Origin of the sequence: Corynebacterium uberis, assembly GCF_020616335.1 — a bacterium.
In the GTDB taxonomy this organism is placed as follows: domain Bacteria; phylum Actinomycetota; class Actinomycetes; order Mycobacteriales; family Mycobacteriaceae; genus Corynebacterium; species Corynebacterium uberis.
In genome coordinates this window covers 2,066,145-2,079,747 of the sequence record NZ_CP085051.1, presented here as the reverse complement: position 1 = coordinate 2,079,747, position 13,603 = coordinate 2,066,145, and the positions used below count along the sequence as shown (strand labels likewise).

12 protein-coding genes, 5 tRNA genes and 1 rRNA gene are annotated in these 13,603 nt (G+C 62.6%); 13 read left to right on the top strand and 5 right to left on the bottom strand.

The window, feature by feature from the left end; all coding sequences use genetic code 11:
• Positions 1-15: 15 nt before the first annotated feature.
• Complete coding sequence (gene dusB / locus LH390_RS09485; protein WP_227281558.1) at positions 16-1,161, bottom strand: tRNA dihydrouridine synthase DusB; 1,146 nt, start codon at positions 1,159-1,161, stop codon at positions 16-18.
• Between the two features lie 170 nt (positions 1,162-1,331).
• Between dusB and scpC the strand changes: the two genes are divergently transcribed.
• Both scpC and LH390_RS09475 read left to right on the top strand, forming a co-directional pair.
• Entirely contained in the window at positions 1,332-2,837 is a 1,506-nt protein-coding gene (gene scpC, locus LH390_RS09480; RefSeq protein WP_227281559.1) for a succinyl-CoA:acetate CoA-transferase ScpC, read from the top strand.
• Between the two features lie 71 nt (positions 2,838-2,908).
• Positions 2,909-2,984 (top strand) — tRNA-Lys (locus tag LH390_RS09475).
• A gap of 71 nt (positions 2,985-3,055) precedes the next feature.
• Here the strand turns inward: LH390_RS09475 and LH390_RS09470 are convergent.
• Entirely contained in the window at positions 3,056-3,268 is a 213-nt protein-coding gene (locus LH390_RS09470) for a hypothetical protein (RefSeq protein WP_227281560.1), read from the bottom strand.
• A 420-nt stretch (positions 3,269-3,688) separates the two neighbouring features.
• Here LH390_RS09470 and LH390_RS09465 point away from each other — a divergent pair, with 420 nt between their 5' ends.
• Positions 3,689-4,324, top strand: a complete 636-nt coding sequence (locus LH390_RS09465) for a Fic family protein (protein ID WP_227281561.1) — start codon at positions 3,689-3,691, stop codon at positions 4,322-4,324.
• A gap of 109 nt (positions 4,325-4,433) precedes the next feature.
• Positions 4,434-5,732 carry a threonine/serine exporter family protein gene (locus tag LH390_RS09460; protein WP_227281562.1) on the top strand — a complete coding sequence of 433 codons (1,299 nt, stop codon included), beginning with the start codon at positions 4,434-4,436 and terminating at the stop codon, positions 5,730-5,732.
• Here the strand turns inward: LH390_RS09460 and LH390_RS09455 are convergent.
• Positions 5,729-6,046: a metal-sensitive transcriptional regulator gene (locus tag LH390_RS09455; RefSeq protein WP_227281563.1), complete on the bottom strand. Its 318-nt coding sequence runs from the start codon at positions 6,044-6,046 to the stop codon at positions 5,729-5,731. The genes LH390_RS09460 and LH390_RS09455 overlap by 4 nt on opposite strands.
• Positions 6,047-6,135: 89 nt before the next feature.
• On the opposite strand from LH390_RS09455, the gene LH390_RS09450 reads away from it, so the two are divergent.
• The 5 genes from LH390_RS09450 (at position 6,136) to LH390_RS09430 (ending at position 6,992) form a co-directional block, all read left to right on the top strand.
• Positions 6,136-6,208: transfer RNA gene (locus LH390_RS09450), tRNA-Glu, on the top strand.
• 37 nt (positions 6,209-6,245) lie between these two features.
• Positions 6,246-6,322: transfer RNA gene (locus tag LH390_RS09445), tRNA-Asp, on the top strand.
• Positions 6,323-6,458: 136 nt separating this feature from the next.
• Positions 6,459-6,532, top strand: a tRNA-Asp gene (locus tag LH390_RS09440).
• 32 nt (positions 6,533-6,564) lie between these two features.
• A tRNA-Phe gene (locus LH390_RS09435) sits at positions 6,565-6,637 on the top strand.
• Positions 6,638-6,710: 73 nt separating this feature from the next.
• Positions 6,711-6,992: a GNAT family N-acetyltransferase gene (locus LH390_RS09430; RefSeq protein WP_227281564.1), complete on the top strand. Its 282-nt coding sequence runs from the start codon at positions 6,711-6,713 to the stop codon at positions 6,990-6,992.
• A gap of 22 nt (positions 6,993-7,014) precedes the next feature.
• Here the strand turns inward: LH390_RS09430 and epsC are convergent, their stop codons facing one another.
• Together epsC and cysK are read right to left on the bottom strand one after the other, a co-directional pair.
• Positions 7,015-7,566 (bottom strand): serine O-acetyltransferase EpsC, encoded by a 552-nt coding sequence (gene epsC, locus LH390_RS09425; RefSeq protein WP_274709878.1) that lies wholly within the window; start codon positions 7,564-7,566, stop codon positions 7,015-7,017.
• A 136-nt stretch (positions 7,567-7,702) separates the two neighbouring features.
• On the bottom strand, positions 7,703-8,638 hold the full coding sequence (gene cysK / locus LH390_RS09420) for a cysteine synthase A (protein ID WP_227281565.1): 936 nt from the start codon (positions 8,636-8,638) through the stop codon (positions 7,703-7,705).
• A 538-nt stretch (positions 8,639-9,176) separates the two neighbouring features.
• Here cysK and ramA point away from each other — a divergent pair.
• The 4 genes from ramA to LH390_RS09400 all read left to right on the top strand — a co-directional run bounded on the left by ramA (position 9,177) and on the right by LH390_RS09400 (position 13,601).
• Positions 9,177-10,022 carry an acetate metabolism transcriptional regulator RamA gene (gene ramA, locus LH390_RS09415; protein WP_227282708.1) on the top strand — a complete coding sequence of 282 codons (846 nt, stop codon included), beginning with the start codon at positions 9,177-9,179 and terminating at the stop codon, positions 10,020-10,022.
• A 40-nt stretch (positions 10,023-10,062) separates the two neighbouring features.
• Positions 10,063-11,328, top strand: coding sequence for a UDP-N-acetylglucosamine 1-carboxyvinyltransferase (gene murA, locus LH390_RS09410; protein ID WP_227281566.1), 1,266 nt, complete (start codon positions 10,063-10,065; stop codon positions 11,326-11,328).
• Positions 11,329-11,828: 500 nt separating this feature from the next.
• Positions 11,829-13,357, top strand: a 16S ribosomal RNA gene (locus LH390_RS09405).
• 10 nt (positions 13,358-13,367) lie between these two features.
• Complete coding sequence (locus tag LH390_RS09400; RefSeq protein ID WP_227288208.1) at positions 13,368-13,601, top strand: hypothetical protein; 234 nt, start codon at positions 13,368-13,370, stop codon at positions 13,599-13,601.
• Positions 13,602-13,603: the final 2 nt, after the last annotated feature.

Below are 13,603 nucleotides of genomic sequence, written 5' to 3'. Positions count from 1 at the left end.
CACTATATCCGCAGGTTAGCCGCCACTGTTTTCAATGTCCGCGCCGACCGGGACGGTGGGATCCTCCGGATCATCCAGCCAGCCATCCGGCAGCGCGATTGTCGACGCCGATCCCTGCCGCCCGCGCGCATCATCCGGTGCGGCTGCCCGCTCCATCGACTCCGCCCACGGGGCCAGCCGCTCGTGCAGCTGATCCAGCGAGGTCACCTGGGACAGCTCGCGGCGCGTCTGGCCACCCACGGGAAAGCCGCGCAAATACCAGCCGATGTGCTTGCGGATGTCCCGGCACGCGTGCTGCTCGCCCTCATATTCGGCCAACAGCTGCGCGTGGCGCTCGATGACCCCGCACACCTGTCCCAGAGTCGGTTCTTGCGGGATGGGCTGGCCGCGCAGGTGCGCCGAGAGCTCCGCAAATAGCCACGGCCGGCCCAGGCACCCCCGGCCCACCTGCACGCCCGCACAGCCCGTGGCCGCCATCATGGCCGCAGCATCAGAGGCGGCGAAGATGTCCCCGTTGCCCAGCACCGGCACCCCCGTGCCATCCATGTGCTCAACCAGGCGAGCAATCTCCTCCCAGCGGGCAGAACCGGAATAGCGCTGCGCGGCGGTGCGGGCGTGCAGCGTGACCGCCGCGGCACCCTCCGCGGCGGCGATGCGGGCGGCGTCGACATGCGTGTGATGCTCCTCATCAATACCGATGCGAAACTTCACCGTAATAGGAATATCCGTGCCCGCGGTGGCGCGCACCGCGGCGGCCACAATATTGCCGTACAGGCGGCGCTTATAGGGCAGCGCGGCCCCGCCACCACGGCGGGTGACCTTGGGCATGGGGCAGCCGAAATTCATATCCACATGGTCGGCCATGTTGTTGTCCACAATCATCTTCACCGCGTCATAGGTGTACGCCGGATCGGTGGTATACAACTGCAGGCTGCGCGGCGACTCGGACGGATCAAAGGTGGTCATCCGCAGGGTCTTCTCATTGCGCTCCACCAGGGCGCGGGCGGTAATCATCTCGCAGACATACAGCCCAGAGACCGTCCCCGTGTGCCGCTGCTCAATCTCCCGGCACAGCATGCGAAAGGCCACGTTGGTCACCCCGGCCATAGGGGCCAGGATGACGGGGGAGGCCAGGGTCAAGCTACCGATGCGCACAGTCACGCCTCTTATTGTGCATGCCACGGCGCGGGGGAGTGCCGTGGGGGTAAATTCCCACATTTGGCGCGGAAAGCATCCTGCAAACGGCTCCATGTTCGGCTACTCTGGTGCCCACTTCTCCCACTGCGGAGATGTAGATCACACCAGTCGACGAAGAACCAGGAGTACCTGCCATGTCTGAAAGAATTGCTCACGCCGAGCTGCGTTCCAAGGTCATGACTGCCGACGACGCTGCCGCCTTCATCAACAACGGCGACAAAGTGGGCATGTCCGGATTCACTGGCGCCGGCTACCCCAAGGAGCTGCCCTCCGCCATCGCGCGCCGCGCCAAGGAGGCCCACGGCCGGGGTGAGGAATTCCGCATCGACGTCTTCACCGGCGCCTCCACCGCGCCCGACTGCGACGGCGTGCTTGCTGAAGCCGACGCCGTCCGCTTCCGCACCCCCTACCAGTCCGACCCCACCATGCGCGCCAAGATCAACAGCGGCGACATCAAGTACGCGGACATCCACCTGTCCCACCTGGGCATGTACGTCGAGCAGGGATTCTTTGGCAACTTCGACGTCGCCATCGTCGAGGCCGTGCGCATCACCGAAGACGGCCACATCGTGCCCTCCTCCGCAGTGGGCAACAACGTGGAGTTCATCAACGCCGCGGACAAGGTCATCGTGGAGGTCAACTCCTGGCAGTCCCTCGACCTGGAGGGCATGCACGACATCTACCACATCCCCGCACTGCCCAACCGCACCCCCATTCCCATCACCGCGCCCGGCGACCGCATTGGCACCACCTACATCGAGGTCGACCCCGCCAAGATCGTCGCCGTGGTGGAGACCGACGACCCCGACCGCAACGCCCCCTTCAAGCCCGCCGATGAAATCTCCCAGCGCATCGCCGGCAACTTCCTGGACTTCCTCGAAGGCGAAGTCGCCGCCGGGCGCCTGAGCTATGACCACTACGTCATGCAATCCGGCGTGGGCAACGTCCCCAACGCAGTCATGGCCGGACTGCTGGACTCCAAGTTTGAAAACATCCAGGCCTACACCGAGGTCATTCAAGACGGCATGGTCGACCTCATCGACGCCGGCAAGATGACCGTCGCCTCCGCCACCTCCTTCTCCCTGTCGCCCGAATACGCAGAGAAGATGAACGCCGAAGCCGCCCGCTACCGCGACTCCATCATCCTGCGCCCCCAGCAGATCTCCAACCACCCTGAGGTCATCCGGCGCGTTGGACTGATCGCCACCAACGGCATGATCGAAGCCGACATCTACGGCAACATCAACTCCACCAACGTCTCCGGATCGCGCGTCATGAACGGCATCGGTGGCTCCGGCGACTTCACCCGCAACGGCTACATCTCCTCCTTCATCTCCCCCTCCGTAGCCAAGGACGGCGCCATCTCCGCCATCGTGCCCTTCGCCTCCCACATCGACCACACCGAACACGACGTCATGGTGGTCATCACCGAATACGGCTACGCCGACCTGCGTGGCCTGGCCCCCCGCGACCGCGTAGCCAAGATGATCTCCATCGCCCACCCGGACTACCGCGCGCAGCTGGAAGAATACGTGGAACGCGCTGGCAAGGGCCCCTACGCCCAGACCCCCCACGACCTGGGCACAGCCTTCTCCTTCCACCTCAACCTGGCAGAAAACGGCACCATGCGCCTGAAGTGACCCCAATCTTGACCTGGCACCGGCACAGGCTAAAATAGCCGGGAGCGTGCCGCCTGGCGCGGCGCGCTGTTGGGCCTCTAGCTCAGTTGGTAGAGCTACGGACTTTTAATCCGCAGGTCGTGGGTTCGATCCCCACGGGGCCCACCACTAAAACCCCCAGGTTAATGAGGGTTTTCTTGTGTTCAAGTCATCCCTTGCCTGCGGCCACATTCCCGGCCTTATTCGGTCGGGCTGGGCCAGTCCTGCTGCTCGTGACGATCGTCGATGTGCACCCAGAAGTCGGCGTGGAGGCTATGCCCGCGCACCTCGTCTGGAACGGTGAAGGTGCGTGTCTCACCTGGGGGCAGCCCATACCAGGCCGCCTGGAAGTGCGGAAAAACCACTGTGCCGTCTTCTACGGCGTTAATCATGATCTCTTCGGAATTCTTCATCCCAGGAAAGTGAGAGATACGTCATGTCTGTGGGGGTAGTGCGTGCTGGTTGCCGTGAAGCATCCATCGTACACAATTGATATGGATGATATTGGTGGTCAGTGCCCGGGAGATCGCTTCTTCACGGTGTAGCCACGGGACGGACAATGGTGCATCGCCTATGCGCGCCACTGTGTGATAGTCGGTAGTCCATTGACGTCGCGCTCAGATAAGGAATTATTCATTCCAATGATGATCCGGTCTCCCTCCGCTTTGGCGTGGAGCAAATTGGAGTGCGCGGAGATATAGTCGGCCCAGCGCTCTTGGATAATTGCCGTTTACTTACACAATTGTTGGATTCGTTTCTTCAGTCTATGTGTCCGGGGAGAACTCGCCGGTGTGGGCGAACTGTAAGAAAGTGGGTGGAGATTCATGGTCTCGGTGCTCGATCTCGTCCCGGTCCTGTATTCCGCGGCAGTGGTCTTTGAAGGTGTGCGTACGGGGCGTGCCGGCGCGGTGAAGTTCCTGACCATCGGGGATGCCTCCGACGTGGTCAGCCGCGCTGACCTGGCTGTGCTGCAGGACCTTAGTGCTGCGGCGGCGTATCTTCTTAAAGCTAGTGAGCTGCCGCTTTCGGCTGAGATAGTCCGCGGCATTAATGCGAGCATGACGCGAAGCGCAGCGCTTGTTCCCGGCGCATTGCGGCAAGCGGGGCAAGGAATTGGGGTGAACACCCGGTATGGGCGCCACGAGCCAGCCGCGATGACAGACGATGATGTGGAGGGGCTGGTGCCCGAGATGTGTGCGCAGCCATCCGCCGTTGATGCGGCGCTGACGGCGTTTATTCGAATAAGTGCGGCGCAACCGTTTGGTGATGGGAATAAGCGCACGGCGCTTATGGCCGCCAATCACATACTGATTCATGCGGGCACGGGGCAGCTGTTGATGGTTCCGCATCGGGACAATGATCCCGAATTGGCGGAAGCGTTTCATGATGCGCTGGCGCGCGCGTACATCTTTGGGGCGGAGGCTCCTGTGCGTTCGCTCCTGCTGGACAAGGGGCTGATCACCGTGTGAGGCCGGCATATGTGCAGGTGGCCAGGGTGATGCCAGCCTTCATGCTCCGCTGCGACTACCTTAGGACTCGTCGAGGTAGCCGACCCGATGACAAAAGGAGTGCGGGCACGTGGCGCAAGATACTCAGTTCAAGATGGGCCTGGAAGCTGATGCGGTATTGCGGCTGGGCATGCTGCTCATGGGTGCGGGCGCGGGCGGTTATCGGGTGATTCGGGGAATGAAGCGCGCGGCGCGGGCGCTGGGTTTTGACAATATGGATGCGGTCATTTCCGTGACCACGATTACGTGTACTTTTCATCGCGGCGAACAATTTCGCACGATTGTGGCTAACCAGGACAGTCCGGACGTGGATGCCTCGCGCATTGAGGCCCTGGAAAACCTCACCCATGGCCTGCAGCGGCGCATTACTGTTGATGAGCTGAATGGGTACCTCGATGAGATTGACCGGGGCGTCGTCAAGCGATGGCCGCACTGGTTTCGCGCGGTGGCTGCGGGGGTGGCGTGCGCGAGTTTTGCGGTGCTTAATCGCTTTGCGACGCCCGAGGTGGTCCTTGTTGCGCTGTCCGCGTGCGCGGGGCAGTCGGTGCGCGGGTGGATGGGCAAGCACAAGGTCCGCCAGCTCGGCGGGGTTGCCGCCGGCGGGGTGGTCGCCTGCCTGGTGTACTACCTGATCATCCAGGTGCTGGGGCTGACGGGGGTGGTGGATCCGGAGCGGCTCAACGTCGGATTCGTGGCGGCGGTGCTGTTCCTCGTGCCGGGTTTCCCGCTATTTTCGGCGATGATTGACCTATCGCGCTTTGACATGGATGCCGGTATCTCACGGCTGACCTACGCGCTGACGATCATCATCACCGCGACCTTCTCGGTGGGGATGATCAGTTGGGTGACGGGGATGAATCCGGCACCGGTTGTTGCTGATCCCATGGCGTGGTGGCAGTGGTACCCGCTGGCAGCGGTGGCCAGTTTTGCCGGGATCGCCGGCTTTGCGTTCCTGTTTAACTCCTCGCGCAGGATGGTGCTCGTTGCCTCCCTGGTGGGCACCACGGCGAACGTGGCGCGGCTGGCACTCGTGGAGGCGGGTTTAAGCCCCTATATGGCGGCCTTCATCGGCGGGCTGATCATCGGTGGCTTGGGGGCGGTAGCGGTAACCACCGCACATATTCCGCGGGTGACGTCCACGGTGCCAGCCGCGGTGATCATGATCCCGGGGCCTGCCATGTTTCGGGCCATTCACGCCCTCAACGAGGGGCTGATGGATGATGCCGTCTCCCACGCGGCGACGGCGATGATGACGGTGATTGCCATCGGCGCAGGCCTGGTGGCCGCCCGAATGCTCACCGATAAGGACTGGGCCTTCGGCGTCTACATCAACTTTGATAAGAAGCTCGAGCCCGCAGCCGACGACTAGCCCTTGACCATCCGCGAGATCGCCCGCATGGCTTCCGCGATCTTTTCGTCGCCTTGGTCGGAGCCGGCGCGCACGGCCTGCGCGACACAATGGTGCAGGTGGTCCTCCATGAGCGCGACGGCCACGGAGTTCAACGCCCCGGCGGCGGCGCTGATTTGGGTGACCACGTCGATGCAGTATTCGTCCGCTTCGATCATGCGCTGGAGGCCGCGGACCTGACCCTCGATGCGCTTGAGCCGGGTGATGTAGCTGCTGGCTGCGGGGGAGTATCCGGGGGTGGTCTCCGGGCAGCAGGGGTCCTTGGGCGAGCTCATGGGCCCATCCTAGTGGGTCCAATTTTGGTGTCGTGGGCACCGTCACGTATATTGCAGGGGGCCGCGCCGATGGCGCGGACATCATGATTGCCCCCATCGTCTAGAGGCCTAGGACACCGCCCTTTCACGGCGGCGACACGGGTTCGAATCCCGTTGGGGGTACTAGATGTGGCCCGCAAGGGGCACATCTTGATGGCAAGGCCCTGTGGCGCAGTTGGTTAGCGCGCCGCCCTGTCACGGCGGAGGTCGCGGGTTCAAGTCCCGTCAGGGTCGCCACACACAGCGCCGGATCGTGAGAGCGATCCGGCGCTTTTTTCATGCTTAAGCTGCGGATTTGAAAGCTTTGGAAGCTTCTGTGTAGAGTATCTTCTCGTGCACAGGGCACCCCAGCGGGTCTCCTTGCATCACGTTAGGCCCTGTGGCGCAGTTGGTTAGCGCGCCGCCCTGTCACGGCGGAGGTCGCGGGTTCAAGTCCCGTCAGGGTCGCAAGAATGTCCTCATTGTTGCGTGACATTCTCGGCCAGATAGCTCAGTCGGTAGAGCGTCCGCCTGAAAAGTGGAAGGTCGCCAGTTCGATCCTGGCTCTGGCCACAACCGACACAAACCGGCCCGGATGTGATGAGTACCATCACCCGGGCCGGTTTTTCGCGTACGGTGGGCGCACATGAAGACTTCTGTGACGCACGAGCCTGAGCTGCAGCGTTTTGTCCTTCAGGTCAATGGCACTGCGGCGGGCCACCTGGACTATGTTCTGGACCACTCTGGGGTGGCGGATTTCCGCCACACGGTGGTCGCCGAGGAATTTCGCGGCAAGGGGTTATCCGGCCCGCTGATCAGTGGGGCCCTGGAGTACGCGCGCGAGGAGGGTTGGCGCGTGCGCCCCACCTGCCCAGCCGTGGCGGGTTTCGTGGACAAGCACCCAGAGTTCTCCGCACTGCTGGCCTAAGCGGGCAGGTGGTACGGGGCGGCTAGATGACGTAAAAGTCAGGGTCGACCAGTTTGACGCGCTCGTGGGAGCCGCGCGGCCGGTAGGTGGCGGGGATGCCCACGGCGATGTGCTGTGCGGGCACGTCCTTGGTCACCACGGCGTTGGCGCCGATGGCGGAGCCTTCGCCGATGGTGATGGGTCCAAGGACCTTCGCCCCGGTGCCTACGGTGACGTTGTCGCACAGGGTGGGGTGGCGCTTGGTCTGGGTGAGCACCTGCCCGCCGAGGGTGACGCCGTGGTAGAGCATGACGCCGTCGCCGATTTCTGTGGTCTCCCCGATGACCACGCCCATGCCGTGGTCGATGAAGAAGCGCCGCCCGATGGTCGCCCCGGGGTGGATCTCAATGCCGGTGAGAAAGCGGGTGAATTGGGCGAGGATGCGTGCTGGCCCCTTGGCCCCGCGGATCCACAGGCGGTGGGCGATGCGGTGTGACCAGATGGCGTGAAGCCCGGAGTAGACGAGCGCGTTTTCAACGTTGCCACGCGCTGCGGGGTCATGTTCCTTGGCGTTGGCCAGGTCCTCCCGAATCATGGCGATCATGGACACCACTGTGGACACTGTGCGCATGGGCATTCATCCTATCAGTCACGGGGGGTGGGGGAGAGTAGTTTTAAGGCCCCGCGGTGACGCTGGGGGCGTCGCAACGCGGGGCCTTGGGGGCGGTGGGTTAGTCGCGGATGTCTTCGTAGAGGACGGTGGAGACGTAGCGCTCGCCGAAGTCGGTGACCACGGTGACGATGGTCTTGCCCTTGTTTTCCGGCTTGGCGGCCAGGTCCAGGGCGGCCTTGATGTTGGCGCCGGAGGAGATGCCGCCGAGGATGCCCTCGGCCTCGCCGAGCTTGCGGGCCCATTCGACGGCGGCGTCGTTGTCCACGGTGAGCACGTCGTCGAGGATCTTGCGGTCAAGGACCTCGGGGATGAAGTTGGCGCCGATGCCCTGGATCTTGTGGGGGCCGGCCTTGCCTGCGGTCAGCAGCGGGGAGGCGGAGGGCTCGACGGCGTAGACCTGGACGTCGGGCTTGCGCTCCTTGAGTACCTCGCCGACGCCGGAGACGGTGCCGCCGGTGCCGAAGCCGGCGACGAAGATGTCCACGTTGCCGTCGGTGTCCTCCCAGATCTCCTCGGCGGTGGTCTCGCGGTGGATGCGCGGGTTGGCGGGGTTGGAGAACTGCTTGGCCAGGATGGCGCCCTCGCGCTCGGCGACGATTTCATCGGCCTTGTCCACCGCGCCCTGCATGCCGGCGGCCCCGGGGGTGAGCACGATCTCGGCGCCGTAGGCGCGCAGCATGACCCGGCGCTCGGTGGACATGGTCTCCGGCATGGTCAGGACCACGTGGTAGCCCTTGGCGGCGCCGACCATGGCCAGGGCGATGCCGGTGTTGCCGGAGGTCGCCTCGACGATGGTGCCGCCGGGCTTGAGTTCGCCCGCGGCCTCGGCGGCCTCGATGATGGCCTTGCCGATGCGGTCCTTAACGCTGTTGGCCGGGTTAAAGGACTCGACCTTGACCAGGATCTCCGCGTCGAGGTCGGCGGTGAGCCGGTTGAGTCGGACGAGCGGGGTGCGGCCGATGGTCTCGGTGATGTCTTGGTAAATCTTTGCCATGGGAGACAGACAACCTTTCTGTGTTTTGGTACTAGTGCCGCTTCCGGAGTGGGCACTCTCGCAGCTAACGGTTCCGCGGGGCAGGTGTTGTGCCGGGCGCTGCGCCGTGTGGGGGCCATGATACACGCTCCGACTAGACAGTCCAGTCTGAAACAGCGAACTGAGCGGTCTATTACCACCGGGGGTAGGTGTGACGGGAATCACTCAAAGTCATCAATGTGTATTGAAAGGTTTCCACACTTAATCAATCCGGGGGTAGTGTGAGCAGCGGATCCGGGCATACTCGGGCGCGCTCACGCGAAGGGTTCGCGGCTCCTACCCCCGTTTTCTACGTGTGTGCAGGCGGGCTCGGACTGCTTTCCCAGGCCGGGGGCGCTGGGGAAACTTTCCTCTACCCCCGGTCCAGGGGTTATAATTTCGACCGTTATTTCGGGCAAAAATGAGTGCGGGGAGTGATTCGATCACCCCCGCTTGCCTATCACCCCAGGTTAACAGGACAATTACTGTGCATCCCGACGATGCACGCGAGGAGGGCGATGTGGAACCCCAGCGCATCAAGGACGACGAAGAGGTAGTGCACCAAGCACTGACTTCACTAAAAACCGCCACCGGCATCCCGGTGACGCTCTTCGCAGCCATGTTGCCCGGGAATCGGCTCCAGATCACCCAATGGGTGGGGCTACGTACCCCCGCCCTGCACAACTTGATCATCGAGCCGGGGGTAGGCGTGGGGGGCCGCGTGGTCACCACCCGCCGCCCCGTGGGAGTTAGCGACTACACCCGCGCGTCCGTGATCTCCCACGAAAATGACAGCTACATCCAGGACGAAGGTCTCTACTCCCTGGTCGCCGTGCCGGTGATCGTGCGCAGGGACATCCGCGGCGTGCTCTACGTGGGCGTCCACTCGCCGGTGCGCCTGGGCGACAAGGTCATCGAGGAGGTCACCATGACCGCCCGAACCCTGGAGCAGGACCTGGCCGTCAACGCCGCACTGCGGCTCGCTGCGGGCGCCCCGGCCCCCGCGGTGCTCAAGCCGGGCAGGGCGCTGTCGGGCGCGGAGTGGGAGCAGGTGCGGTCCACCCATTCGAAACTGCGGATGCTGACCAACCGGGTCGAAGACGAGGAGGTGCGCCGGGACCTGGAGGCCCTGTGCGACCAGATGGTCACGCCCGTCCACGTCAAACAGTCCACCAAGCTGTCCACCCGTGAGCTGGATGTGCTCTCGTGCGTGGCCTTGGGGCACACCAACCTGGAAGCGGCGGAGGAGATGGGCATCGGCGCGGAGACGGTCAAGAGCTACCTGCGCTCGGTCATGCGCAAGCTGGGTGCCCATACCCGCTATGAGGCGGTCAACGCGGCGCGGCGGATTGGGGCGTTGCCCTGAGCCGGGCGGTATGTGCGGGGACCGGCTAGTCTGGGAACCCGTGAAGGATCGTTTCATCGTAACTGGAGGGGCGCGGCTGGTCGGCTCGGTCAGAGTCAGCGGCGCCAAGAACAGCGTGTTAAAGCTGATGGCGGCGGCGCTGTTGGCGGAGGGGACCACCACGCTGCGCAATTGCCCGGAAATCCTGGACGTTCCGCTCATGCGGGACGTTCTGGAGGGGCTGGGGTGCGAGGTGCTTATCGACGGCCCCGTCGTGCACATCACCACGCCCGCGCAGCCGTCGAGCGATGCCTCCTTCGATGCCGTGCGCCAGTTCCGCGCCTCCGTGTGTGTGCTGGGGCCGCTGACAGCCCGGTGCCGGCGCGCCGTGGTGGCGCTACCCGGCGGTGACGCCATCGGATCGCGCCCGCTGGACATGCACCAGTCGGGCCTGGAGCAGTTGGGGGCCGTGACCCGCATCCAGCACGGGGCGGTTGTCGCGGAGGCTGAGCAGCTCGTCGGCGCACACATCAAGCTGGACTTCCCCTCGGTGGGGGCGACGGAAAATATCCTCACCGCGGCCGTGCTCGCCAGTGGTCGCACGGTGCTGGACAACGCCGCGCGGGAACCGGAGATCTCCGACCTGTGCGCCATGCTGGTGTCCATGGGGGCGCGTATCGACGGCGCGGGCACCTCCACCATCACCATCGACGGCGTCGAGCGGCTCCATCCCACCGAACACGAAGTGATCGGCGACCGCATCGTCGCCGGCACCTGGGCCTACGCCGCGGCGATGACCCAAGGGGACATCACCGTGGGCGGGATCTCCCCGCGCCACCTGCACCTGCCGCTGGAAAAGCTCAAGGTAGCGGGCGCGGACGTGGAGTCCTATGAAACCGGCTTCCGGGTGCGCATGGACCACCGGCCTGCGGCCGTGGACTACCAGACCTTGCCCTTCCCTGGCTTCCCCACGGATCTCCAGCCGATGGCCATTGGCATCTCCGCGGTGGCCGACGGCACGTCGGTGATTACGGAAAACGTCTTTGAGGCGCGCTTCCGGTTCGTTGATGAGATGCTGCGCCTCGGTGCGGACGCCACCGTGGACGGGCACCACGTGGTGCTGCGTGGGATAGAACAACTCTCTTCAACAGAGGTGTGGTCCTCAGACATCCGCGCCGGGGCCGGCTTGGTGCTCGCCGCCCTGGTGGCCGAGGGGCAGACCACCGTCCACGACGTCCACCACATCGACCGGGGTTACCCCAACTTTGTGGAAAACCTCCAGGCGCTTGGCGCCAACGTGCAGCGCATCCACGGCCACGGCCAGTAGTGCAGCGGTGTCCGGGTGACATCGCTGCGTGGTGTCGCCTGGTGGTGTCTGATGGCGCGCTGTGGTGGTGGGAAAATGTGGTGTGAGCTGGGGGGTTGTGTTGTTGGTGGGGTGTGTGTAGATTAGTTCGAGTCAGCGCGACCGACAGCGCCCCCGCCAGTAGCTGGTGAGTGTGGCGATAGGAAAACAAGACGCTGGCCATCATTACTCCTTCTCCTTTCATCCTGGTTGTGCTGGTGTGTGGAGGGTTGTGGGTGTGTTGTGTGAGAACTCAATAGCGTACCAATGTACTTTTTTGATTTTGTTGTCATTGTTTCAGCTGGCTCTGCTTTGTATGGGTGGGGTTGGTTGGTGTGTGCCAGCGTGGTGTAACGGCCACGTTAAATAAGTGCCACAATTTGGTTGTGGTGGTTGTTGTTGGCTGGCAGTGATGATTGTTGTTTTGATTATTTTTCTTGTCAGTTTTTCTTTTTTGCTAGGTTTTGGCTTTTCACGAGCCTTTTGTGGAGAGTTTGATCCTGGCTCAGGACGAACGCTGGCGGCGTGCTTAACACATGCAAGTCGAACGGAAAGGCCTCCTGCTTGCAGGGGGTACTCGAGTGGCGAACGGGTGAGTAACACGTGGGTGATCTGCCCTTGACTTTGGGATAAGCCTGGGAAACTGGGTCTAATACCGGATAGGACCATCGTTTAGTGTCGGTGGTGGAAAGCTTTTGCGGTCAGGGATGAGCTCGCGGCCTATCAGCTTGTTGGTGGGGTAATGGCCTACCAAGGCGGCGACGGGTAGCCGGCCTGAGAGGGTGGACGGCCACATTGGGACTGAGATACGGCCCAGACTCCTACGGGAGGCAGCAGTGGGGAATATTGCACAATGGGCGCAAGCCTGATGCAGCGACGCCGCGTGGGGGATGACGGCCTTCGGGTTGTAAACTCCTTTCGCATGGGACGAAGCTTTTTGTGACGGTACCGTGAGAAGAAGCACCGGCTAACTACGTGCCAGCAGCCGCGGTAATACGTAGGGTGCGAGCGTTGTCCGGATTTACTGGGCGTAAAGAGCTCGTAGGTGGTTTGTCGCGTCGTCTGTGAAATTCCGGGGCTTAACTCCGGGCGTGCAGGCGATACGGGCATAACTTGAGTACTGTAGGGGTAACTGGAATTCCTGGTGTAGCGGTGGAATGCGCAGATATCAGGAGGAACACCGATGGCGAAGGCAGGTTACTGGGCAGTTACTGACGCTGAGGAGCGAAAGCATGGGTAGCGAACAGGATTAGATACCCTGGTAGTCCATGCCGTAAACGGTGGGCGCTAGGTGTGAGGGTCTTCCACGACTTTCGTGCCGTAGCTAACGCATTAAGCGCCCCGCCTGGGGAGTACGGCCGCAAGGCTAAAACTCAAAGGAATTGACGGGGGCCCGCACAAGCGGCGGAGCATGTGGATTAATTCGATGCAACGCGAAGAACCTTACCTGGGTTTGACATGCACTGGATCGGCGCAGAGATGTGTCTTCCCTTTGTGGTCGGTGTACAGGTGGTGCATGGTTGTCGTCAGCTCGTGTCGTGAGATGTTGGGTTAAGTCCCGCAACGAGCGCAACCCTTGTCTTATGTTGCCAGCACGTTGTGGTGGGGACTCATGAGAGACTGCCGGGGTTAACTCGGAGGAAGGTGGGGATGACGTCAAATCATCATGCCCCTTATGCCCAGGGCTTCACACATGCTACAATGGTCGGTACAGTAGGTTGCGAGACCGTGAGGTGGAGCTAATCCTTTTAAAGCCGGCCTTAGTTCGGATTGGGGTCTGCAACTCGACCCCATGAAGTCGGAGTCGCTAGTAATCGCAGATCAGCAACGCTGCGGTGAATACGTTCCCGGGCCTTGTACACACCGCCCGTCACGTCATGAAAGTTGGTAACACCCGAAGCCCATGGCCCAACCAGTTTTCTGGGGGGAGTGGTCGAAGGTGGGATCGGCGATTGGGACGAAGTCGTAACAAGGTAGCCGTACCGGAAGGTGCGGCTGGATCACCTCCTTTCTAAGGAGTTTTGTTTATTTATTTTGTTTTCTGGGTGGATCGCATGCCACGTCTGTGGGATGGTGATGGCAAAATCGTGTTGTATGTTGGTGCGTTGTTGGGTGTCTGGCATGGCATGCTTGTTGTGTGTGGTGTCGTTGATCGGCCAGTAGGCTGGCTGCCGTGTTTTCGTGGTGGTTGGTTGCAGGTTGATGGGTTGTGTGAGAACTGTATAGTGGACGCGAGCATCTTTATTCTTGTGTAAAT

What these genes read in the sequence shown, in the direction of transcription:
- scpC (WP_227281559.1), top strand. Translation starts at nt 1,332, where the DNA reads ATGTCTGAAAGAATTGCTCACGCCGAGCTGCGTTCCAAGGTCATGACT.
- LH390_RS09470 (WP_227281560.1), bottom strand. Translation starts at nt 3,268, where the DNA reads ATGAAGAATTCCGAAGAGATCATGATTAACGCCGTAGAAGACGGCACA.
- LH390_RS09455 (WP_227281563.1), bottom strand. Translation starts at nt 6,046, where the DNA reads ATGAGCTCGCCCAAGGACCCCTGCTGCCCGGAGACCACCCCCGGATAC.
- LH390_RS09430 (WP_227281564.1), top strand. Translation starts at nt 6,711, where the DNA reads ATGAAGACTTCTGTGACGCACGAGCCTGAGCTGCAGCGTTTTGTCCTT.
- epsC (WP_274709878.1), bottom strand. Translation starts at nt 7,566, where the DNA reads ATGATTCGGGAGGACCTGGCCAACGCCAAGGAACATGACCCCGCAGCG.
- cysK (WP_227281565.1), bottom strand. Translation starts at nt 8,638, where the DNA reads ATGGCAAAGATTTACCAAGACATCACCGAGACCATCGGCCGCACCCCG.